Annotated in this window: 24 protein-coding genes; 17 read left to right on the forward strand and 7 right to left on the reverse strand. The window is 34.3% G+C overall.

The window, feature by feature from the left end; all coding sequences use genetic code 11:
• Positions 1-100 precede the first annotated feature (100 nt).
• The 8 genes from DOK78_RS08985 to tkt are packed head-to-tail and all read left to right on the forward strand — an operon-like array spanning position 101 to position 7,034.
• On the forward strand, positions 101-1,591 hold the full coding sequence (locus DOK78_RS08985; protein WP_207940669.1) for a PRD domain-containing protein: 1,491 nt from the start codon (positions 101-103) through the stop codon (positions 1,589-1,591).
• Positions 1,581-2,012 carry a PTS sugar transporter subunit IIA gene (locus DOK78_RS08990; RefSeq protein WP_207940668.1) on the forward strand — a complete coding sequence of 144 codons (432 nt, stop codon included), beginning with the start codon at positions 1,581-1,583 and terminating at the stop codon, positions 2,010-2,012. Before DOK78_RS08985 ends, DOK78_RS08990 begins: the two co-directional genes overlap by 11 nt.
• 11 nt (positions 2,013-2,023) lie before the next feature.
• Positions 2,024-2,338: a PTS fructose transporter subunit IIB gene (locus tag DOK78_RS08995; protein ID WP_207940667.1), complete on the forward strand. Its 315-nt coding sequence runs from the start codon at positions 2,024-2,026 to the stop codon at positions 2,336-2,338.
• A gap of 20 nt (positions 2,339-2,358) precedes the next feature.
• On the forward strand, positions 2,359-2,811 hold the full coding sequence (locus DOK78_RS09000; RefSeq protein ID WP_207940666.1) for a PTS sugar transporter subunit IIA: 453 nt from the start codon (positions 2,359-2,361) through the stop codon (positions 2,809-2,811).
• A gap of 19 nt (positions 2,812-2,830) precedes the next feature.
• Positions 2,831-3,148 (forward strand): PTS fructose transporter subunit IIB, encoded by a 318-nt coding sequence (locus DOK78_RS09005; protein ID WP_207940665.1) that lies wholly within the window; start codon positions 2,831-2,833, stop codon positions 3,146-3,148.
• Between the two features lie 11 nt (positions 3,149-3,159).
• A complete protein-coding gene (locus tag DOK78_RS09010; protein WP_207940664.1) occupies positions 3,160-4,260 on the forward strand; it encodes a PTS fructose transporter subunit IIC in 1,101 nt (366 codons plus the stop codon).
• A gap of 30 nt (positions 4,261-4,290) precedes the next feature.
• The gene (gene alsE, locus DOK78_RS09015; RefSeq protein ID WP_207940663.1) at positions 4,291-4,980 is read left to right on the forward strand and encodes a D-allulose 6-phosphate 3-epimerase; all 690 of its coding nucleotides are present in this window, start codon (positions 4,291-4,293) and stop codon (positions 4,978-4,980) included.
• 59 nt (positions 4,981-5,039) lie between these two features.
• Complete coding sequence (gene tkt, locus DOK78_RS09020; RefSeq protein ID WP_339076093.1) at positions 5,040-7,034, forward strand: transketolase; 1,995 nt, start codon at positions 5,040-5,042, stop codon at positions 7,032-7,034.
• Positions 7,035-7,081: 47 nt separating this feature from the next.
• Here the strand turns inward: tkt and DOK78_RS09025 are convergent, their stop codons facing one another.
• The gene (locus DOK78_RS09025; RefSeq protein WP_207942606.1) at positions 7,082-7,801 is read right to left on the reverse strand and encodes a dihydropteridine reductase; all 720 of its coding nucleotides are present in this window, start codon (positions 7,799-7,801) and stop codon (positions 7,082-7,084) included.
• A complete protein-coding gene (locus tag DOK78_RS09030; RefSeq protein WP_207942605.1) occupies positions 7,801-8,592 on the reverse strand; it encodes an alpha/beta hydrolase in 792 nt (263 codons plus the stop codon). The genes DOK78_RS09025 and DOK78_RS09030 overlap by 1 nt, the downstream gene beginning before the upstream one ends.
• 173 nt (positions 8,593-8,765) lie before the next feature.
• On the opposite strand from DOK78_RS09030, the gene DOK78_RS09035 reads away from it, so the two are divergent.
• The 3 genes from DOK78_RS09035 to DOK78_RS09045 are packed head-to-tail and all read left to right on the forward strand — an operon-like array spanning position 8,766 to position 11,636.
• On the forward strand, positions 8,766-9,800 hold the full coding sequence (locus tag DOK78_RS09035) for a FecCD family ABC transporter permease (protein ID WP_207942604.1): 1,035 nt from the start codon (positions 8,766-8,768) through the stop codon (positions 9,798-9,800).
• Between the two features lie 11 nt (positions 9,801-9,811).
• Positions 9,812-10,576 carry an ABC transporter ATP-binding protein gene (locus DOK78_RS09040; RefSeq protein WP_207942603.1) on the forward strand — a complete coding sequence of 255 codons (765 nt, stop codon included), beginning with the start codon at positions 9,812-9,814 and terminating at the stop codon, positions 10,574-10,576.
• A gap of 16 nt (positions 10,577-10,592) precedes the next feature.
• A complete protein-coding gene (locus tag DOK78_RS09045; protein ID WP_207942602.1) occupies positions 10,593-11,636 on the forward strand; it encodes an ABC transporter substrate-binding protein in 1,044 nt (347 codons plus the stop codon).
• A 275-nt stretch (positions 11,637-11,911) separates the two neighbouring features.
• Here DOK78_RS09045 and DOK78_RS09050 read toward each other — a convergent pair whose 3' ends face one another.
• Entirely contained in the window at positions 11,912-12,172 is a 261-nt protein-coding gene (locus DOK78_RS09050; RefSeq protein ID WP_207942601.1) for a metal-sensitive transcriptional regulator, read from the reverse strand.
• 150 nt (positions 12,173-12,322) lie between these two features.
• Between DOK78_RS09050 and DOK78_RS09055 the strand changes: the two genes are divergently transcribed.
• The 3 genes from DOK78_RS09055 to DOK78_RS09065 are packed head-to-tail and all read left to right on the forward strand — an operon-like array spanning position 12,323 to position 14,592.
• Positions 12,323-12,637: a rhodanese-like domain-containing protein gene (locus DOK78_RS09055; protein WP_207942600.1), complete on the forward strand. Its 315-nt coding sequence runs from the start codon at positions 12,323-12,325 to the stop codon at positions 12,635-12,637.
• Between the two features lies 1 nt (position 12,638).
• Complete coding sequence (locus tag DOK78_RS09060; protein ID WP_207942599.1) at positions 12,639-14,294, forward strand: FAD-dependent oxidoreductase; 1,656 nt, start codon at positions 12,639-12,641, stop codon at positions 14,292-14,294.
• Positions 14,287-14,592 carry a rhodanese-like domain-containing protein gene (locus tag DOK78_RS09065; RefSeq protein WP_207942598.1) on the forward strand — a complete coding sequence of 102 codons (306 nt, stop codon included), beginning with the start codon at positions 14,287-14,289 and terminating at the stop codon, positions 14,590-14,592. The genes DOK78_RS09060 and DOK78_RS09065 overlap by 8 nt, the downstream gene beginning before the upstream one ends.
• Positions 14,593-14,638: 46 nt before the next feature.
• Here the strand turns inward: DOK78_RS09065 and DOK78_RS09070 are convergent, their stop codons facing one another.
• The 3 genes from DOK78_RS09070 to DOK78_RS09080 form a co-directional block, all read right to left on the reverse strand.
• Complete coding sequence (locus DOK78_RS09070; RefSeq protein ID WP_243430781.1) at positions 14,639-15,529, reverse strand: zf-HC2 domain-containing protein; 891 nt, start codon at positions 15,527-15,529, stop codon at positions 14,639-14,641.
• Positions 15,529-16,011 carry a sigma-70 family RNA polymerase sigma factor gene (locus DOK78_RS09075; RefSeq protein WP_207942596.1) on the reverse strand — a complete coding sequence of 161 codons (483 nt, stop codon included), beginning with the start codon at positions 16,009-16,011 and terminating at the stop codon, positions 15,529-15,531. The genes DOK78_RS09070 and DOK78_RS09075 overlap by 1 nt, the downstream gene beginning before the upstream one ends.
• A gap of 138 nt (positions 16,012-16,149) precedes the next feature.
• Positions 16,150-16,593, reverse strand: coding sequence for a YbaK/EbsC family protein (locus DOK78_RS09080; protein ID WP_207942595.1), 444 nt, complete (start codon positions 16,591-16,593; stop codon positions 16,150-16,152).
• A gap of 281 nt (positions 16,594-16,874) precedes the next feature.
• Between DOK78_RS09080 and DOK78_RS09085 the strand changes: the two genes are divergently transcribed.
• Together DOK78_RS09085 and DOK78_RS09090 are read left to right on the forward strand one after the other, a co-directional pair.
• Positions 16,875-17,003, forward strand: a complete 129-nt coding sequence (locus DOK78_RS09085) for a hypothetical protein (protein ID WP_279381677.1) — start codon at positions 16,875-16,877, stop codon at positions 17,001-17,003.
• Positions 17,004-17,173: 170 nt separating this feature from the next.
• Positions 17,174-18,022 (forward strand): HAD family hydrolase, encoded by an 849-nt coding sequence (locus tag DOK78_RS09090; RefSeq protein WP_207942594.1) that lies wholly within the window; start codon positions 17,174-17,176, stop codon positions 18,020-18,022.
• Between the two features lie 54 nt (positions 18,023-18,076).
• Here DOK78_RS09090 and DOK78_RS09095 read toward each other — a convergent pair whose 3' ends face one another.
• Positions 18,077-18,655 carry a PTS sugar transporter subunit IIA gene (locus DOK78_RS09095; RefSeq protein WP_207942593.1) on the reverse strand — a complete coding sequence of 193 codons (579 nt, stop codon included), beginning with the start codon at positions 18,653-18,655 and terminating at the stop codon, positions 18,077-18,079.
• A gap of 212 nt (positions 18,656-18,867) precedes the next feature.
• Here DOK78_RS09095 and DOK78_RS09100 point away from each other — a divergent pair, with 212 nt between their 5' ends.
• Complete coding sequence (locus DOK78_RS09100; RefSeq protein ID WP_207942592.1) at positions 18,868-19,611, forward strand: DeoR/GlpR family DNA-binding transcription regulator; 744 nt, start codon at positions 18,868-18,870, stop codon at positions 19,609-19,611.
• Positions 19,612-19,663 lie beyond the last annotated feature (52 nt).

Here is a 19,663-nt window from a genome sequence, read left to right on the forward strand (position 1 = left end):
TTCTAGAGGCTATCAAAAATTTGACCGTTGCAACGGTCAATAAATGGTGAAGCGTTTTCTAAAAAATAAGTTATGATGATTATAACAAGGAGGGGTGGCTGTGAGTTCAAAAAATAATCGTGAACAACAACTGTTGCTGTTTCTTTCAAAAAAACAAGAGTATGTTACAGCTGATAGTCTTGCAAGAGTTCTTGATCTTTCACAAAAAACGATTTATCGCTTGATAAAAAAGATTAATGAAACCTATCAAGAAGGACCATTAATTGTATCTGAAAAAGGAAAGGGGTATAGGCTAGACTACGAAAAATATATCAATTACCAAAGAAGAAGCAGAAATACACTAGACAACTTTTCACCGAATGAACGACGGAAACATGTGATGGAACAATTGTTACTTTCATCACCAACACCAATTAATATTCGCCAACTATTCGAAAAATACTTTGTAGGAGATTCCGTTATTTTTAGAGATGAACAAATAATGAGCGAAGAACTTAAAAAGTATGATTTGATTTTAGAAAGAAAAAATAGAACATTAACTATTTTAGGAAAAGAAGTAAATATTCGTAAGGCAATTAAAGATAGCATTGAAATTCTTAATATTATTGATTTAGATGATTTAAAACATAATCAAGAGTTGAATTTTAACAAATATGACGTTTTGTTTGTTTTAGATCAAATACGAGGCATTGAGAAAAAATTGGATATTACAATTCCCTATCCATACAACATCAATATTTTTTCACATCTCTATATTTTGTTAAATCGGGCAAGAAAAGGCTCTTCTCAACTAGCTAATGATGAGATTTCCCAAGAAGAACTTAGAAGAATGGAAGAAAATGAAATTTTGTATAGTGTTGCAAAAAGTAGCGTCAATAATATCGAAAAGTACTTAAATATCATTTTACCAGATATTGAAAGCTACTTTATTTATCAGTATTTAGTTTCTTCTAGGATGCAAGGGAATTTTACAAGATCAACCACATTTTCTATAGAAGTTATTCAAGTAACTAAACTTTATATTGAAGAAATGAGCAGTAGATTAGGGATTGAAATTGAAAATGAAACTATTTTTGTCGATCTTGCGAATCATATTAAACCAATGCTAAATCGATTGGAACACAAAATTAGAATAAAAAATAGTCTTTTGGGACAAATTAAGGCAACTTATGAGCAAATATTCGCTTATGTTCAAGAAGTTTCTTATCTAGTAAGTCAAACGTTTGATTTACCTATCATAAATGATGATGAAAATGGCTTCATTACATTGTATTTTGCAAAATTTATCGAATTAAGTCAAAATCAGCAACCAATAAAAACATTAATTATGTGTACAACAGGTATCGGCACCTCTGAATTATTGCGCGCCAAGGTTGCTAAAAAATTTCCAGAGCTAGAAATTATTGATGTTATTGCATCTCGAAATGCTAAAAATTTCAAAGATAAATATGCAGATATTGAATTAATTTTAAGCACGATTGCCATTTCTGAAGAAATAGCTATTGATTATTTATTGGTAAGCGCCATGTTTACGATGGATGATCAAAAGCGAGTGCAAGGAAAGATTGAGGAGATATATTATGGACACTAATTTATATCGTCAAGTTTTTTTTAATAGTCCGTTACAAAATAAAGAAGAAGTGTATCACTTTATTTCAAAGGAAATATGTCCTGCCGATAGTTCAGTGCAATACGAAATAATGAAACAATTAAAAGAACGAGAAGCTGTAGGGAGTATGCAAATTTCTGAACACGTCCTTTTGCCACATATCGAAAGTGAATTTGTTGAGACGAGTAAAATAGTATTCATTCGTTTAGCTGAACCTATTTTATTTTGGGACCTAAAAACCACAGATATCCAACTATTAATCGTTATTCTATTGAAAAAAAATGAAGTAAATGAAGTAAAGAAACAATTAGCTTCATTTACTAGAACACTAGCAGATGAGGAATATCTTGATAATTTATTGGTAAGCGATGAAAACGAATTTAAAAGGAAAGTAAAATTATAGGAGGAAATCATATGAAAATAGTAGGGGTTGCTGCATGTACAGTTGGAATTGCCCATACGTATATTGCACAAGAAAAATTAGAAAATGCAGCGAAAAAAGCGGGACATGAAATGGCTGTAGAAACACAAGGAACGATTGGTGTTGAGAATGAACTAACACCTGAACAAATTGCCGCTGCAGACATCGTCATTCTAGCTGTGGATGTAAAAATTTCAGGACGTGAACGTTTTGATGGAAAACGAATTATTCAAGTACCAACAGAAGTGGCTGTCAAATCACCTAGTAAATTAATTGAAAAAGCTGTCGAAGTTGTGAATCAAAAATAAACAAAGGTGGAGTGAGTTTCATGGAAGTAAAAGAAATTATTGATTTAAAAACCGTAAAAACACATATGCAGGCTAAAAGTAAGGATGAAGCGTTAACGGAATTAGCTAATCTTTTATTAGAGAGTGGATATATTACTGATATTCCTAGTTTTATTAAAGATATTTATGCACGCGAAGCAGAAGGACAAACAGGTATTGGAAATTACATTGCGATTCCTCATGGTAAAAGCGCGGCTGTTAAAAAGATTGGCGTTGCGATTGGTATTAATGACACAGAAATCCCATGGGAAACTTTGGATGGCAAAGGTGTTAAAGGAATTATTTTATTTGCTGTAGGAAATGACAACGATGGGGCTCAAAATCATTTGAAATTGTTATCTTTATTTGCACGAAAATTAGGTAATGATGAAGTGGTCGAAAATCTATTGCAGGCAAAAACAGCAGCAGAAGTAAAAGCAGCTTTTGGTAATTAAATAAAGAGGAGGAAATCATATGAAAATAGTAGGCGTTGCTGCATGTACAGTTGGAATTGCCCATACGTATATTGCACAAGAAAAATTAGAAAATGCAGCGAAAAAAGCGGGACATGAAATGGCTGTAGAAACACAAGGAACGATTGGTGTTGAGAATGAACTAACACCTGAACAAATTGCCGCTGCAGACATCGTCATTCTAGCTGTGGATGTAAAAATTTCAGGACGTGAACGTTTTGATGGAAAACGGATTATTCAAGTGCCAACAGAAGTGGCTGTCAAATCACCTAGTAAATTAATTGAAAAAGCTGTCGAAGTTGTTGAACAAAGTGTATAGGAGGAAGGATAATGGAAAAAATCAAAGCATTAAATCTTAAAGGGCATTTGTTAACAGCAATCTCTTATTTGATTCCAATTGTGTGTGGAGCAGGTTTTCTAATTGCTATTGGAATGGGATTCGGTGGTACTAGCCAAGGGCAATTGGTACTAGGAGAATTTACGATTTGGGATGCATTAGCAACGATGGGTGGTGCAGGTTTAGGACTGTTACCAGTTGTTATTGCAACAGGAATTTCTTATTCAATTGCCGCTAAACCGGGAATTGCGCCAGGTTTCATTGTCGGATTAACAGCCAATGCTATTGGTGCAGGATTTATTGGTGGGATCATTGGTGGTTTCATCGCAGGTTATCTAGTTGGATTTATTTTAAAATATTTCAAAGTTCCTAAATGGGCGAAAGGGTTAATGCCTACTTTAATTATTCCATTCTTTGCTTCGATTATTGGCGGATTAATTATGGTTTATATTATTGGTGCACCGATTACTGCCTTTACAGATATGTTAACAGGATTTCTTAATGGCCTAGGCTCATCTTCATTACTAGTATTTGGTGCAGTTATTGGTTTATTAAGTGGTGTCGATTATGGTGGTCCTATCAATAAAACAGTTTTCGCGTTTGTTTTAACGATGCAAGCAGAAGGGTTGAATGGTCCGATTACGGCTTTGCAATTAGTGAATACAGCTACGCCAATCGGTTTTGGTCTAGCGTTTTTCATTGCGAAGTTATTTAGAAAAAATATCTATACAACATTAGAAGTTGAGACATTGAAATCAGCCGTACCAATGGGCGTTATCAATATTGTAGAAGGTGTTATTCCTATTGTAATGAATGACATTGTTCGTTGCTTAATTGCTACAGCTATTGGTGGTGCAGCAGGTGGTGCCACAACTATGATTTTAGGCGCAGATGCAACAGTTCCATTTGGTGGTGTCTTAATGCTGCCAACGATGTCGCGTCCTTGGACAGGTGCTGTTGCAATATTGGTGAATGTAGTAGTAACAGCAGTTGTGTTAGCAGTAATAAAAAAAGACGTGCCAGCAGAAGAAGCAGATGTACAAATGGAGCTTGAAGAAGAAGAAATTGATTTAGATGATATTCAAATTTTTTAAGAGTAACAGAAGTAGAAGGGAAGAATTATTTTGAATAAAGTAGAATTTTCACCGTCATTAATGACAATGGATTTAGACAAATTTAAAGAACAAATTACTTTTTTAAACAATCATGTAGATTCGTATCATATTGATATTATGGATGGACACTATGTTCCCAATATTACTTTATCTCCTTGGTTTATTGAAGAAGTTCGTAAAATTAGTGATTTACCAATGTCGGCTCATCTAATGGTTAAAGATCAAAGCTTTTGGGTGCAACAATTAATTGATATGAAGTGCGAATGGATTTGTATGCATGCTGAATTATTAGATGGTTTAGCTTTTCGTCTAATTGATCAAATTCATGATGCTGGTTTAAAAGCAGGAGTTGTTTTAAATCCAGAAACACCGATTGAAGCTATTTTCCCGTATATTGAATTAGTTGATAAAATCACTATCATGACGATTGACCCAGGATTTGCTGGACAACGTTTTATTGAAAGTACGTTAGATAAAATTGTTGATTTAAGAAAATTACGTGAAGAAAAAGGTTATCAGTATCTAATTGAAATGGATGGTTCTTCAAATAGAAAATCATTTAAGCGTATTGATGCTGCAGGGCCAGATGTTTATATTGTGGGACGAAGCGGGTTATTTGGATTAGATGAAAGTATTGAAAAATCTTGGGAAATCATGAGCAAAGATTATAAAGATATGACTGGAAAAGTGATTTCATAAATAAAAAATAAAAGAGGCTGAGATAGTAAATTCAAGCCTCTTTTCTGGAGGTAAATGCAATGTTTGATAAAATTGATCAACTTGGTGTTGATACGCTACGTACATTGAGTATTGATGCGGTACAAAAAGCAAATTCGGGACATCCAGGACTACCAATGGGGGCTGCACCAATGGCCTACGCATTATGGACAAAATATTTGAAAGTAAATCCAAAAACTTCTCGTAATTGGGTCGATCGTGATCGTTTTTTGCTTTCGGCAGGACATGGTTCAGCGTTATTATATAGCTTATTGCATTGCGCAGGTTATGATGTAACGACCGATGATTTGAAAAACTTCCGTCAATGGGATAGCCGTACACCAGGGCATCCAGAAGTTGGCCATACAGATGGCGTCGAAGCAACGACTGGACCACTGGGACAAGGGATTGCCATGGCAGTCGGAATGGCAATGGCTGAAGCTCATTTAGCTGCAACTTATAATCGTGACCAATTCAACGTGGTGGATCATTATACTTATGCTCTTTGTGGTGACGGTGATTTGATGGAGGGTGTTTCTCAAGAAGCGGCATCAATGGCTGGTCACATGAAATTAGATAAATTAATTGTATTATATGATTCAAATGATATTTCCTTAGACGGACCAACTTCTAAAGCCTTCACTGAAAACGTCGGACAACGTTTTGAAGCTTACGGTTGGCAACATATTTTAGTAGAAGAAGGAACAGATTTAGAAGTGATTTCTAAAGCGATTGAAGAAGCGCAAGCAGAAACAGACAAACCAACACTGATTGAAGTGAAAACAGTTATCGGTTTTGGTGCACCAAATGCTGGTACCTCTTCTGTACACGGTGCACCGTTAGGAGTAGAAGGCATTCAAGCAGCGAAAAAAGCCTACGGCTGGGAGTATCCTGAATTTGCTGTACCTGAAGAAGTTGCAGCACGTTTTAAAGAAACAATGGTCGACAAAGGTGCTGAGTATGAAGCCGCTTGGAATGAATTATTTGCAGCATACGAAACCGCTTATCCAGAATTAGCCAACCAATTCAACCAAGCTTTTGCCGGAGAATTGCCAGAAAATTGGGAAGCAGAATTACCAACTTATGAAGTGGGATCAAGTCAAGCTAGCCGTGTGTCAAGTAAAGACATGATTCAAGCGTTATCAAAAGCTGTCCCTAGTTTATGGGGTGGTTCAGCCGATCTATCTGCCTCAAACAATACGATGGTCGCTGCTGAAAAAGATTTCGAACCCGGACAATACGAAGGCCGTAATATTTGGTTTGGTGTTCGTGAATTTGCGATGGCAGCTGCGATGAACGGGATTCAATTACATGGTGGCACACATGTCTATGGCGGAACATTCTTCGTTTTCGTTGATTACTTACGTCCAGCGGTACGTTTGTCAGCGATTCAAAATATTCCCGTTACTTACGTGTTAACACACGACTCTGTAGCAGTTGGGGAAGATGGACCAACCCATGAACCAGTAGAACAATTATCTAGCTTACGTAGTATGCCAAATGTGCAAGTGATTCGTCCAGCGGATGGGAATGAAACACGTGCCGCTTGGAAATTAGCCATGACATCAGCGGATAAACCAACTGTTTTAGTATTAAGTCGTCAAAACTTACCAGTCATTGAAGGGACAAAAGAAAATGCCGATGAAAATGTAGCCAAAGGTGGGTATGTCATTTCGGCTCAAAAAGGAGACAAACCAGAAGGTATTTTAATTGCGACTGGTTCAGAAGTCAACTTAGCTGTGGAAGCACAAAAAGTGCTAGCTGAAGAAGGAATTGACGTATCGGTTGTTTCTTTACCAAGTTTTGATTTGTTTGACGCACAATCAGATGAGTACAAAGCTTCTGTTTTAGTTCCAGGCGTGAAAAAACGTGTGGCAATTGAAGCAGGTTCTTCATTTGGTTGGGCAAAATATGTGAAATGCCATGGAAAAACCATTACGATTGATCATTTTGGTGCATCTGCCCCTGGTGATAAAGTCTTAGCTGAATTTGGCTTCACTGTTGAAAATGTTGTAAATACATTTAAATCAATTTAAAATAAAAAAACAGGTGTATTCAAAATTTTGAATACACCTGTTTAAATTTATTTAGCATTTTCACCAACTGGCAAAAAATCAGGCAACTGATGTGCATGTTTATCTAACATAATTTGTTCAGATGTAATTCCTTGTTCCTGTAATACAGCAATTGTTTGTACAAGAAATTCATCACTACCTACTACATAATACAGTCCAGTTTTATCTGTGGCTAATTCTTTTACTTGCTCATAATAGGCTGGACGGTTGTTTACGAATTCTGCATGGAAATTTTTATCTGGATTTGTATGGAAGATATCTGTAAATAAATAATCACCAGAAGAATCAATATTTAAAGAATGGATTTGGGCTACTTGATCTGTATCTGCAAGATAATCTAAAACAAGAGGACGAAAAGTAGCGATACCAACGCCCGCTGAAAGAAGATAAATATTTTTATTTTCTCTTTTTAAGGGAACATGTGTATGTGTTTTAAAAAGAGCAACTTCTTCGCCAACAGTAATATGTTTCAAAATAGTTTTAAATTCTGAAGCTTGTTCTTTAATACGAGTGGTAATACCAACGCCTTGTTCATTTGGTAATGTAGAGATTGACATATGACGTACGAGACTACGATTTGGTTTTTCTCCAATATTAAATCCTTTTAATGCTAGATGTAGATGTGATCCTTCCTGCCAAGTATAATCTTTCGGGCAATCTAATAGGAATGTTTTTACTTCGGGCGTTTCTTCAATAATTTGATTAATTTTTGTCCAATAAATTTGCATTAGTTCGTCTCCTTTGATTGTTCAATTTTTCCATAAAGCCAGTGTAAGGCGCTGATAAAATGTGGGCTAAAGAAATAGACATCGTGTGTGCCTTCTGGATGAGTTTCTAATAATAATTGAGAAGGTGGAAAGCCTTCTTTTTTTAACGCATTATACGCTTGGTTAGTGTAAGCAACCATGTGTTTTTGCGCACTGTCACGATAGATTCCTTCTAATGCGCCTACATAAAGATACATTTGATGTTTTTCACGAGAGATTGCTGGTTTTTGATAGTTATTTTCTAAGCGAGTTATTGTTTCACCTTGCAGATATCGTAAAACATCTTCATACCAAAATGATGCAGATAAAATAATATATTTATGAAATGTTTCAGGATAATAATAAGAAGCAAAAACAGAAACTAAACCTCCAAATGAACAGCCAGCAATCGCTGTGTATTCAGGGATTGGGTTTGTTGCATAGGTTGTATCGATAAATGGTTTGATTTTATGCACTAACGTATGTAGATACTCTTTTGCTTTACCACCAGGTGTTGGTTGATTAGGGAAAAGAGGAGCCATTGTCCATGGTGTATAGTCATCATTTCGGTCAATTGGATCAATTCCTACAATAATTATTGGTTCTATTTTTTCAGTAATAATTAAATGGTCAATATAATTTAATGCCTGTTTTGCAGCATTGCCACCATCGTGCATATAAATTGTGGGATATTTTTTTGTTTCATCATAATCCGTCGGTAAGACAATGGTCACATGATACCCATGGATTTTTTCAGTTTTAATTTGTATCAATCGAATACCTCCTATGCTATTCGTTTTCAATTTACCCTTGATAAAAAGAATTTCTTTCAGGTATAATTGATAATGAGAATCGTTCTTGATTAAAATTGTAATACAAAAAATAAAAAAAGAAAGGGCCAAATAAATCATTAATCATTGAACAATCATGATTTTGAGGAAAGAGCATGAAAAAATTAAGTATTTATTTTGTATTAATTGGATTAGTTGTTTTATTATTTTTTACAATTGTAATTGGTGTGAGTGTAGGAACATTACGAATACCTTTTGAGCAAACCTATACGATTTTTGTTGAAAAACTATTGAATCTAGAACCAACTAATGTAACTTATTCTGGTGTTGTCTGGAAAATCCGCATGCCACGTGTTTTGATGGGAGTTGTCGTGGGCGCAGGATTATCTCTTTGCGGTATTATCATGCAAGCGGTGGTTCAAAATCCTTTAGCAGAGCCGTTTTTATTAGGAATTTCGGCTGGTGGTTATTTAGGGGCAACTATGTTTATTATTTTAGGTAGTGGAATTTTGGGAATAGTCAGTGGCTTTGGCTTAGCTTTTACAGCATTTATCGGCGCATTGAGTGCAGCGATTTGTGTATTGTTTCTGTCTTCCTTTAGAAGCAGTATGACGACTACAAAATTGATTTTATCGGGAACGATTGTCAATGCGTTGTTTACAGCGATTGCGAACTTCATTATCGTTTTTTCAGGAACAGATAATACCATTGCTCGTGTAACGTACTGGACGATGGGTTCGTTATCTTCGGCGAAATGGGACAATCTATTGCTGCCAGCAATTGCAGTTTGCCTAGTGACTATTTATTTTTCAACACAATATCGTACCCTCAATGCGATGTTGCAAGGAGAAGAAATTGCCATAACGTTAGGAATTCGTTTGAATTTTTATCGGAAAGTATATACGATTTTAGTCGCACTCTTAACAGGTATTTTAGTGGCTACTTGTGGAATTATTGGTTTTGTTGGTTTAGTCATCCCTCACATTTCCAGAGCTTTAGTAGGGCCGGACCATCGAAAATTAATTCCAGTCGCGGTTTTAATCGGGAGTACCTTTTTAGTTGCAGTGGATATTTTAGCTAGAACATTGATTGAAAACAATGAATTGCCAATTGGAATTTTTACAGCGATTGTTGGAGCGCCTTTTTTTGCGTTTATTATCATTCGTAAAGATTACCAATTCAAAGAATGAGGGATAAATGAATGGATTTAACAGTTGAAAATATAGAAGTTTTTCTAGGCACTAAAAAAATTATCAACGGTATTGATTTACAAGTGGCAAATCATTCTTTTACCGCTTTGCTTGGTCCAAATGGGAGTGGCAAATCTACGTTATTAAAGTCAGTGTACCGTGTTTTAGAACCTAAAAGTGGAACGATTTATTTAGATGATTTAAAACTGAAACAAATACCTACCAAAGAAATTGCCCAGCGGATGTCTGTAGTTTCTCAATTTCAAAGTAATAGTTTTGATTTCACTGTGAAGGAAATTGTGTTGATGGGACGGACGCCACATCTACGAGCATTAGAAAAAGAAAGTTCTTTGGATTACCAACTGGTGGATGAAGCTTTAGAAAAAACTGGATTATATGACTTAAAGGATCGAACCATTTCAAAACTATCTGGAGGAGAAAAGCAACGAGTCTCACTGGCGCGAGCGATTGTTCAAAATCCGACATTGATGATTTTAGATGAACCTAGTAATCATTTAGATATCAAATATCAACTAGAAATTCTTCGAGTAATTAAGAAACTTGGAGTGAATGCACTAGCAGCGTTACATGATATTTCATTAGCTGCTCAATTTTGTGATTATATTTATTTTATTAAGGAAGGAGAAATTAAATATCATGGGAGCCCTAAGGAAGTGATAACCAAAGAAATTATTAAAGATATTTATGAAGTTGATTGTGAGGTTTATGAAGACTCAAAAACGCACAATATATTGATAAGTTATTACACATCATAAAAAAGGAGAGAATACAATGAACAAACGAATATTAGGTATTACGACAGCTACATTCGCCACCTTATTTTTATTAACAGCTTGCAGTCCAAAAGAGGAAGGAAGCACTGAAACAACTACATCTACAACTGCGGTACAGACTGAATCAAACGAAACTGTTTATCCATTAGAGATTGAAGTGACTGATTCAGAAGGAAACACACATATCCAAACATTTGAACAAGCACCAGAGCGTATTGTGACAAATAATTTGTCTTCGATTGAAATTTTATTAGAATTAGGTTTGAAAGATAAAATTGTGGGTATTACCCAACCAGATAATGAAGTCACGGGTGAATTTGCAGATGATGTGAAAGATTTAGATGTTATCGGGGATAAAATGACTGTTTCAAAAGAAACGATTGCAGGTTATACACCGGATATTGTTGTCGGACGAGAAATGGCTTTTAATGATGAATCGATTGGTTCTGTAGCAACGTTAAATGATTTAGGTATTCAAACCTATATTCAAACAGCAAGTAGCATGACCTCTAATCCACCATTAACCAATGTAATTGACGATGTTTTAGCATTAGGAAAAATCTTTAATGTGAATGAGCGTGCAGAAGAATACGCGAAAGAACTTGAAACACGTTATCAAACCGTAGTGGAGAAGGTACAAGCTCAAGAAGGCGATGAAACACTAACCCTATTGCCGATTGTTGCATATGATGCTTCAAAATCTTCGTTTGCAGTTTTTAATATTTCTGGGGGACTACAAAGTGATTTATTGAAACAATTAAATGTTAAACCTGCAGTTGAAGGCAGTGTTGCTGATCCATCCTTAGAAACTATCATTAATACAAATCCAGATATTATTTTATATGTAACGGCTGATCGTAATGCAGATTTGGATGCCAATGCAGTAGAAAGCATCAAAAACGAACCGCTGCTTAAAGAAGTCAATGCAGTGAAAGAAAATCGTATCTATACAACAACTTATGATGATTTTATGGATTATGGTGTGCGTATTTTTGATACTCTTGAAATGCTAGGCGATCATTTATATGGAGAAAATAAATAACAACTATCAAAAAACAACAATCTTGATTAACTATGAAGGGATCTCTCAAAGTTAGATTTTTTAGTCTAACTTTGGAGGATTTCTTCAATAAGATTGTTGTTTTTTTGTCATGTATTTTCGTTTATACTAGATGAAATAATTTAATTTATACTGTTTTCTATAAAGTGTATGATTCGTCTTTATTAAAGAAAGAACAAAAAGTAAATAGCTAACTCCATATTAATTGTTGGGTTCGTATCTCATTTATTTCTAGATACGAATCTAACGATTTTTTGTTATTTTTTTATAATCATATTGATTGCTTGTTCCAATTTTTTTGCTTGTTCTTCAGGGTCGTTTTCGGGAGAGACAAAACAATTTTTAAGATTTTCTGCAACGATCATGCCCATTACACGGTCAATACTAGAACGTACGGCACTTAATTGAGTCATAACATCGATACATTCTTTGTCTTCTTCAATCATTTTTTGAATTCCTCGTATTTGTCCTTCCGTTCTCCTTAAGCGATGAATGACTTTCTTTTTATCTTCTTCCATAAATATCTCCACCTTTAAAAAGTATATTTTCTTTAATATACCTCTTATGGGTATTATGGTCAAATGTGAAATGTTAGAAAAAATAGTTGACAATCAGTTATAACCGTAGTTTAATATACCCCATAAGGTATAAAAAAGAGGTGATAATCCGTGTTTAAACATATTTTCAGGCAAATTCCATCTATTAGTATTTTTGAATTAACACAAGATATAGCAAGAAATAACTTGGTTTTAGATGTCAGAACACCAAGTGAATACCGCGCAGGGCATATTCCGTTTTCTAAAAATATTCCTTTAAAAAAGATAGATACCTATCAGGGTAGTAATCAAACAATCTATGTTATTTGTCAATCAGGTGTGAGAAGTCGTCAAGCAACTAAAAAATTACGAAAAAAAGGGTATGATGCAATCAATGTTCGTGGTGGAATGAATCAATGGTCAGGAAAAGTAAAGGAAGGAAAATAAAATGAAAATTATTATTATTGGAGGCGTTGCTGGTGGAATGTCAGCAGCAACCCGTTTACGTCGTTTGATGGAAGATGCTGAAATTATTGTATTAGAGAAAGGTCCGTTTGTTTCTTTTGCAAACTGCGGTTTACCTTATTATGTATCTGGTGAGATTGCTGAAAGAGAGCAGCTTGTCGTAAAAACGCCTGAAGCATTGAAAGATCGATTTAATCTTGATGTGCGTCCGTTTCATGAAGTAACGGCTATCTCGCCAGAAAATCATACGGTAACAATCCGTACAAAGAACCAGGAAATAGTTGAAACTTATGATAAATTAATTTTATCTCCGGGAGCAAGACCTTTTATTCCACCCATTGAAGGTTTAAAAGAGGCGCAAAATGTATACAGTTTAAGAAATATTCCAGATTTAGATAAAATCATGGAGAATCTAACCGGACAAACTAAACATGCTGTCATTATTGGTGCTGGATTTATTGGTTTAGAAATGGCAGAAAACCTACAAAGACGTGGATTACATGTAACAATTGTTGAGAAAGCATCGCAAGTTTTACCAACACTGGATGAAGAAATGGCCGCTTTCGTTGAAAAAGAATTACGTCGTCAAGGGATAACGGTCATCACTTCTCAAGCAGCTACTCTCTTTGAGGAAGCTGGCAAAAGCATCACTTTAGAAAATGGACAAAAGCTAATATCAGATTTAACGTTATTGTCAGTTGGTGTGCAACCAGAGAATCATTTAGCACTTGAGGCTGGTTTGGCAACAGGTTTGCGTGGTGGCATTCTGGTGAATGAAGCGTATCAAACAAGTGCCCCGGACATTTATGCAGTTGGCGATGCAATTATCGTTCGCCAACAAATTACAGGAGAAGAAGCTTTAATTTCACTGGCTTCTCCAGCAAATCGTCAAGGTAGACAAGTAGCAGATGTCATTGCAGGAATGGCGCGCCAGAATCAAGGCAGTATTGGAACTGCAATTGTTCGTGTGTTTGATTTAGTTGCTGCTTCAACAGGCTTAAGTGAACGTGTTGCTAAATTGGCTCAATTACCGCTAGCAGTGGTACATGTTAGTGGAAAAGACCATGCTGGATATTTTCCAGGAGCTACTGAACTTACATTGAAACTAATTTTTAATCCTCAGACCGGAGAAATTTATGGTGCTCAAGGAATTGGTGAAAAAGGTGTAGATAAACGAATAGATATTTTAGCAACAGCAATTAAAGCCAAGATGACTATTTTTGATTTACCTGAGTTAGAATTGACCTATGCGCCACCTTTTGGTTCTGCGAAAGATCCGGTTAATATGTTGGGATATGCAGCTATGAATCTTGCGGAAGGCTTAAGTGAATCCGTTCAATGGTATGAATTAGCAGACGAATTAGCTAAGGGAAAAATCTTGTTAGATGTGCGCACTGCTGATGAGTTGAGTCGAGGAAAATTTAACATAGGTTTAGGCTTGCATATACCTCTCAATGAGTTACGTCATCAATTGGCGCAACTAGATATAAATAAAGAATATATTGTTAGTTGTCAAAGTGGCTTACGCAGCTATCTGGCAGAGCGGATTTTAAAACAGCATGGGTTTAAAGCGAAAAATCTAGATGGTGCCTTTGCTCTTTATCAAGTAGTCAAGCCGGAGGAAGTAAGTTATGTATAATTCAATTGGGATAAATGAATTCGAACAATTAACTAAACGAAAACAGCTCTCAATTCTTGATGTTCGTGAAGTAGATGAATTTCAAAGAGGTCATATTCCTACTGCAGAAAATCTTCCATTAAGTCAATTAGGAAGTGGAAAACTTTCATTAAAAAAAGAAGAAACGTATTATGTAATCTGTCAAGCAGGTGCCCGTTCGGAAAGAGCTTGTCAATTGTTAGGAGAAACATATCATGTGACGAATGTCATGGGCGGCATGTCTGCATGGCGTGGAGACACAGTGATAAAAGATTATTAAATTGTAAAAATAGTAGTTGTTAAAGGTGAAAAACAAAGGGCACGATTTACTTTGCCCTTTGTTTTGTCGTATAAAATAAGTGGTTTCCAAGCAAAAAACCACTATACAATAAAAGTGTCAGTAAACAAATAATAGAAAAATCACGTATGACGTTGTATGAAATAGTAGTCATTCCTTTAATAAATACATGACTTAATATATAGAAAAAACTGATTAAAGAAAGTTGTTTAAAAATGCCCCCTAATTGTTTACGATGGAAAATAAGCCAGCCAATTCCACCAATGATCATTAATAAGCATGAAAAAATTAAATAATAATTTAGTACTAATCGAGGTAAAGTCATCATACCGCCATCTGGAAAAATATTTTCTCCGTAGATTAATTGATCTGTTTGGTTGTTTCCTGGATAATAATAAACAGCTGTCACTTTTTCACCATTAGGATTAACAATCGTATTTTTTCTTTCTTTTGACTTCCAAAAATGATGCCAACTATTGTTCCAAGTGGTTAGATGATAGATATAACCTGAGCCATCGGGAGCTCTCTGACGATTCAGATGATAATCTGCTAGTGAATCATCAAATTGAACAACGACTAAGTCATTTTCTGTGGTTGAAACGAGTATTTTCTCTTGATTATAGGGTAAATACTGAGGAGAAGTTAAAAAGCTTATAGAAATAGTCGCAATTATCAATGTAAGTATGGTAGAAAAAATGCCAATCTGCCACTTATTCTTTTGAATCTTTTTTTGCGCATGAAGCAGGGGTGCAGTATTTGTTTCTATGGGAACTGTAATTGCGCTCTTTAATAATTCCAGTTCTTTTTGGCATTCAGGACATGTTTTAAGATGTGATTCAACAAGTAATTGAGAATCTTTACTTAACATATTTTCTACATATAAAGGTAATAAATCTTTTATCATATCACAAGTAACCATCAATATTCTTCCCTCATTTCTTCAATAATTTTTTTTCTAGCACGATGAAAAGTGACACAAGCCCAATTGCTTGTTTTACCAAACAACTTACCAATCTGCTGAAAATTTAATTCCGCAAATATCCGTAAATAAAATACTTCTTTGTATGGTTCTGGAAGTTGTTGAATTGCATAGATAATCATCTCGGATTTCTCTTGTAATAATAAGTTTTGTTCAATGTTTATACTGGATTTTGTAGTGATTTCATCAATATCGATAAAGATTTTATGTTTTCTAGCGTAAGAAAAATAAGTGTTTTTGGCAATTTGAAACAACCAAGTTTTGACATCACTCTCTCCTTTAAAAGAATCTAGAGATTGCATGACTTTGAAGAAAGTTTCAGATGTTAAATCTTCTGCAAGATGTTCTTCTCCACAAAGACGATATAAAAAGCGATAAATATCGTTAAAATACACTGCATAGATTTCTTCAAGCTCTTTCACTTTTTCACCTCCTACTTATTAGACGCAAAAATATTTGAATTCTTACCAATATATTAAAGGTTTAAAGATTCTTAATAAATAAAAAGAGACAAAATAATTATTATATCTTGTCTCTTAATAGCTTAATAGTATTCAATTTTATTGCAATAAGTCTGCCATAGTCGGGGTGATTAAGTCAACTAGTCTATCGACAGAAATGATTATTCCTTTATGAAGTTCTCCAGCAGAAATGGCGATTTCTTTAAAACGATAGATACTTTCATCGAATAAAAATACATAATCGGGTGAATGCAAAAAAATACCGATTGGCGTATTGGCACCGTGAGGATAACCCGTCAATTCAAAAGCGATTTCAACGGGTGGCAAACCTATTTTACGATTTCCAGTAAGTTTTGCTGTTTTTTTGTAATCTAAGCGCTGATTTAAGGGGATGAGGGCAATTACAGGACCGGTTTTGTTTCCTTTTAAGACTAATGTTTTAAAAATGGGTGTTTTTGCTGGGTCAAGTTCTTCAGAAAAGAAATAAGGTTCAAAAGGAATATTTTTTGAGAGTAAATAGGTTTCTACTTCGGTTTTTGTCATTTTTTTTACCTTCTTATTGTTATATTTGATTTTTTATAAATGAATAACTAGTTTTCTTCACTAAACAGTGACTATGCCTTATAGTTTACACGACTATTTTGAATTTTCACACTGCTAGACTTTGAATGATGAATGAACTAATTGCAGGAATTAAAAAAATATTGCTATAATAGCGAAGATTTATCAAATTAAGTAAAGAATTCTTGAAAAAGTTATCGTAGGCAGTTATGATGGGAAGCGTACTATTTTATGTAGTCGTGCAAATAAAGGCGGTGGAAACAATGAATTCAAAAGAAAAAATGCTAGAATTAATTAAAAAGAAACAAGGTGGCGGCAAAGCAAAACAAATGGAAACGCCCAAAAATGATCGTAAAAATATGCGTAAAGGCCCTAAGATTTTTAATAAATAATTCAAAGTAAAAATATCCGATTTATATAGAATAAAGTGATTAATTTTAGTAGTTTTGTGTCACGAAACTACTAGAATGTAGGAACCGACTCTATCTGATTCGGATATTTTATTGTTCAGTCAATCTACACTATAGGTGATATGATATACTTGTCATAAAGGAGAGAAACTATGACAAAAAATTTAATTGCCATTGATATGGATGGTACGTTATTAAATGAAAAACAACAAATTTCTCCAGAAAATAGAGAAGCAATCAAACAGCGATCGAAGGAAGATTTAGTTTATATTTGTTCAGGAAGAGATTTCTTTGATATTTGTACTATTTTAGAAAGAAGTAATCTGCAAATTCCTGTGGCTTCATTAAACGGTTCATTTATTCTGGATGGAGAAACTAAAATCTTTTCAAATCCCTTTACCAAAGCTGAAGTATTCGCAATATTTCAATATATTGAGGAACTACCTTTTAAATTATTTACCAATAAAGGGACATATAATGCGCCATTTTACATGGATCGAATGCGTAAATTTTTCAAAAAATATGGTGAATCAGTCAATAAAGAAAAAGAAACCAACAATTTAAACTATTTAATTGCTTATGAAAAAAGTACGGATTCCAAAGAATATACAGAAAAACTATTTGATGATGAGGAATTAGAAGTTTATAAGATTGCGATTTATCTGCCTGAAAGTACATTTAGTCAAAATTTTTATCAGAAAATCAAAAAGGAATTTCAATTACCTATTACATCATCGGGTCTGAATGATTATGAATTATTGCCTTTAGGAGTAGATAAAGGGAAAACATATGATATAATGATGGCTTATTTTGGAGTGCCTGCTGCAAAGAAAGTTGCGATTGGAGATAGTCCGAATGATTTACCGATGATGAGTGTTGCCGATTTATCTTTTGCTGTAGAAAATGCTAGTGAAGAGGTCAAAGCTGTATGTTCTCATATAGTACCATCAAATGATGATCATGGAGTAGCATACGTTTTAAATAATATCAATTTATTTTAAAAATAAAAGGTTGTTAACCAGTTTGGTTAGCAACCTTTTTAGCTATTATATGAACTACTTTATGATTATTTTTGCAATTTCATCATTTATTGCTACAGGTGCGGATTCTTTTAATTCAATCGAATCGATATTCTCTTTGGATAAAGCAACAAAGACGATATCGGTAATTTTATTGTGCTGCAAAATATAAGGTAAATCCATAATTGCAAGGACATCACCTACACGGATTTTTTGGTGTGGTTTTATAAATGATTTAAAACCATGTCCGTTCAAATCTACCGTACCAATACCCATATGCAATAGGTAGTCATTTTCATGTTCATCTCTGATACCAATTGCATGTTTAGTTGGAAAGACACTAACAATTTCTCCATTGATAGGTGCGCAAACCTTACCATTAGTTGGCGTAATAGCAAAACCATCACCTAAAGTTTTAGTAGAGTACACTTTATCAATAACGTCATTTAAACATTTTAATTTACCTGTTGCGGGAGCGAATAGTGAGACATGTGTTTTTGTATTATCAAAAGTAATATCCACTTGCTGGGGAAGCTGTGCACTTGGAAAAAACGATAACGACGAAATAAATTCTTTTGCGATAGACTTCAATTGCAAGAAAATTGTACGTTTCATTATTTTCACTAACCTCTCTTTTATAGTGCTTTGTCAGTTTACATCTTTTAATCTAGTTAACCATAATTATTTTCGAATGTCAATAATTTAGGTTTCATATGAAAGTAAAATAGTTATTTAAGAAATTTTGAAATTGAATCAAGAAAGAAAAAAGTAGAAAATTGTATAGGAATAATAAGTATGATAAGCTAAATTAAAAGCGAGGGATCGTAATGGCAAGAGAAGAAGAAATTATTTCTATCGTAAGTAAAAATAAAAAAATAGAAGTGAATCAACTAGCGGAACTGTTGAACGTATCACGAGTAACTATTCGTAAAGATTTAGATAAGCTCGAAAATCGAGGGATTCTTCATCGACAACATGGCTTTGCGGTCTTAAATAATCAAGATGATTTGAATTATCGTTTGGCGTATAATTATGATTTAAAACGAAAAATTGCTAGAGAAGCTGCAAAATTAATTAACAATGGTGAAACAGTGATGATTGAATCGGGTTCTACTTGTGCCTTATTGGCAGAAGAACTAGCCTTTAACAAAAACGATGTCACGATTATCACTAATTCTTGCTTTATTGCTTCCTATATTAGAAAAGCTGAATCGGTTAAAGTGATATTGCTTGGAGGCGAATATCAAAAAGATTCGCAAGTCAATGTTGGACCGTTAGTGAAGAAGGTCATTACTGAATTTCGCATTGATAAATTATTTGTAGGAATTGATGGGTTTGATGCACAAAGAGGTTTTACAGGTAGTAATATTAATCGTTGTGATACTGCCAATGCGATGATGACTGTAGCGAATCAGACCATTGTTTTGACTGATTCAAGCAAGTTTAATCAAATGGGTGTAGTCTCGGGATTTTCTTTTGAAGATATTTCGAAAATTTACACAGATAATGGAATTTCTGAAGCTCATGCAAAATTTCTAGTGGAAAAAAAGATTGAATTAGTGACTGTTTAAGAAAAAGAGACAAGAGAAACTCTCTCAGTGTTTAAACAAGTAACTAAAAATT

Origin of the sequence: Enterococcus sp. DIV2402 (assembly GCF_017426705.2) — a bacterium.
Lineage (GTDB): Bacteria > Bacillota > Bacilli > Lactobacillales > Enterococcaceae > Enterococcus_F > Enterococcus_F lowellii.

Bases quoted from the DNA above. Each gene is read 5' to 3' on its own strand.
- DOK78_RS09050 (WP_207942601.1), bottom strand. From the start codon at position 12,172: ATGGAAGAAGATAAAAAGAAAGTCATTCATCGCTTAAGGAGAACGGAA.
- DOK78_RS09080 (WP_207942595.1), bottom strand. From the start codon at position 16,593: ATGACAAAAACCGAAGTAGAAACCTATTTACTCTCAAAAAATATTCCT.
- DOK78_RS09005 (WP_207940665.1), top strand. From the start codon at position 2,831: ATGAAAATAGTAGGCGTTGCTGCATGTACAGTTGGAATTGCCCATACG.
- DOK78_RS09085 (WP_279381677.1), top strand. From the start codon at position 16,875: ATGAATTCAAAAGAAAAAATGCTAGAATTAATTAAAAAGAAACAAGGT.
- DOK78_RS08995 (WP_207940667.1), top strand. From the start codon at position 2,024: ATGAAAATAGTAGGGGTTGCTGCATGTACAGTTGGAATTGCCCATACG.
- DOK78_RS09065 (WP_207942598.1), top strand. From the start codon at position 14,287: ATGTATAATTCAATTGGGATAAATGAATTCGAACAATTAACTAAACGA.
- DOK78_RS09090 (WP_207942594.1), top strand. From the start codon at position 17,174: ATGACAAAAAATTTAATTGCCATTGATATGGATGGTACGTTATTAAAT.
- DOK78_RS09070 (WP_243430781.1), bottom strand. From the start codon at position 15,529: ATGGTTACTTGTGATATGATAAAAGATTTATTACCTTTATATGTAGAA.
- DOK78_RS09010 (WP_207940664.1), top strand. From the start codon at position 3,160: ATGGAAAAAATCAAAGCATTAAATCTTAAAGGGCATTTGTTAACAGCA.
- tkt (WP_339076093.1), top strand. From the start codon at position 5,040: ATGTTTGATAAAATTGATCAACTTGGTGTTGATACGCTACGTACATTG.
- DOK78_RS08990 (WP_207940668.1), top strand. From the start codon at position 1,581: ATGGACACTAATTTATATCGTCAAGTTTTTTTTAATAGTCCGTTACAA.
- DOK78_RS09060 (WP_207942599.1), top strand. From the start codon at position 12,639: ATGAAAATTATTATTATTGGAGGCGTTGCTGGTGGAATGTCAGCAGCA.
- DOK78_RS09100 (WP_207942592.1), top strand. From the start codon at position 18,868: ATGGCAAGAGAAGAAGAAATTATTTCTATCGTAAGTAAAAATAAAAAA.
- DOK78_RS09095 (WP_207942593.1), bottom strand. From the start codon at position 18,655: ATGAAACGTACAATTTTCTTGCAATTGAAGTCTATCGCAAAAGAATTT.
- DOK78_RS09040 (WP_207942603.1), top strand. From the start codon at position 9,812: ATGGATTTAACAGTTGAAAATATAGAAGTTTTTCTAGGCACTAAAAAA.
- DOK78_RS09045 (WP_207942602.1), top strand. From the start codon at position 10,593: ATGAACAAACGAATATTAGGTATTACGACAGCTACATTCGCCACCTTA.
- DOK78_RS09035 (WP_207942604.1), top strand. From the start codon at position 8,766: ATGAAAAAATTAAGTATTTATTTTGTATTAATTGGATTAGTTGTTTTA.
- DOK78_RS09025 (WP_207942606.1), bottom strand. From the start codon at position 7,801: ATGCAAATTTATTGGACAAAAATTAATCAAATTATTGAAGAAACGCCC.
- DOK78_RS09000 (WP_207940666.1), top strand. From the start codon at position 2,359: ATGGAAGTAAAAGAAATTATTGATTTAAAAACCGTAAAAACACATATG.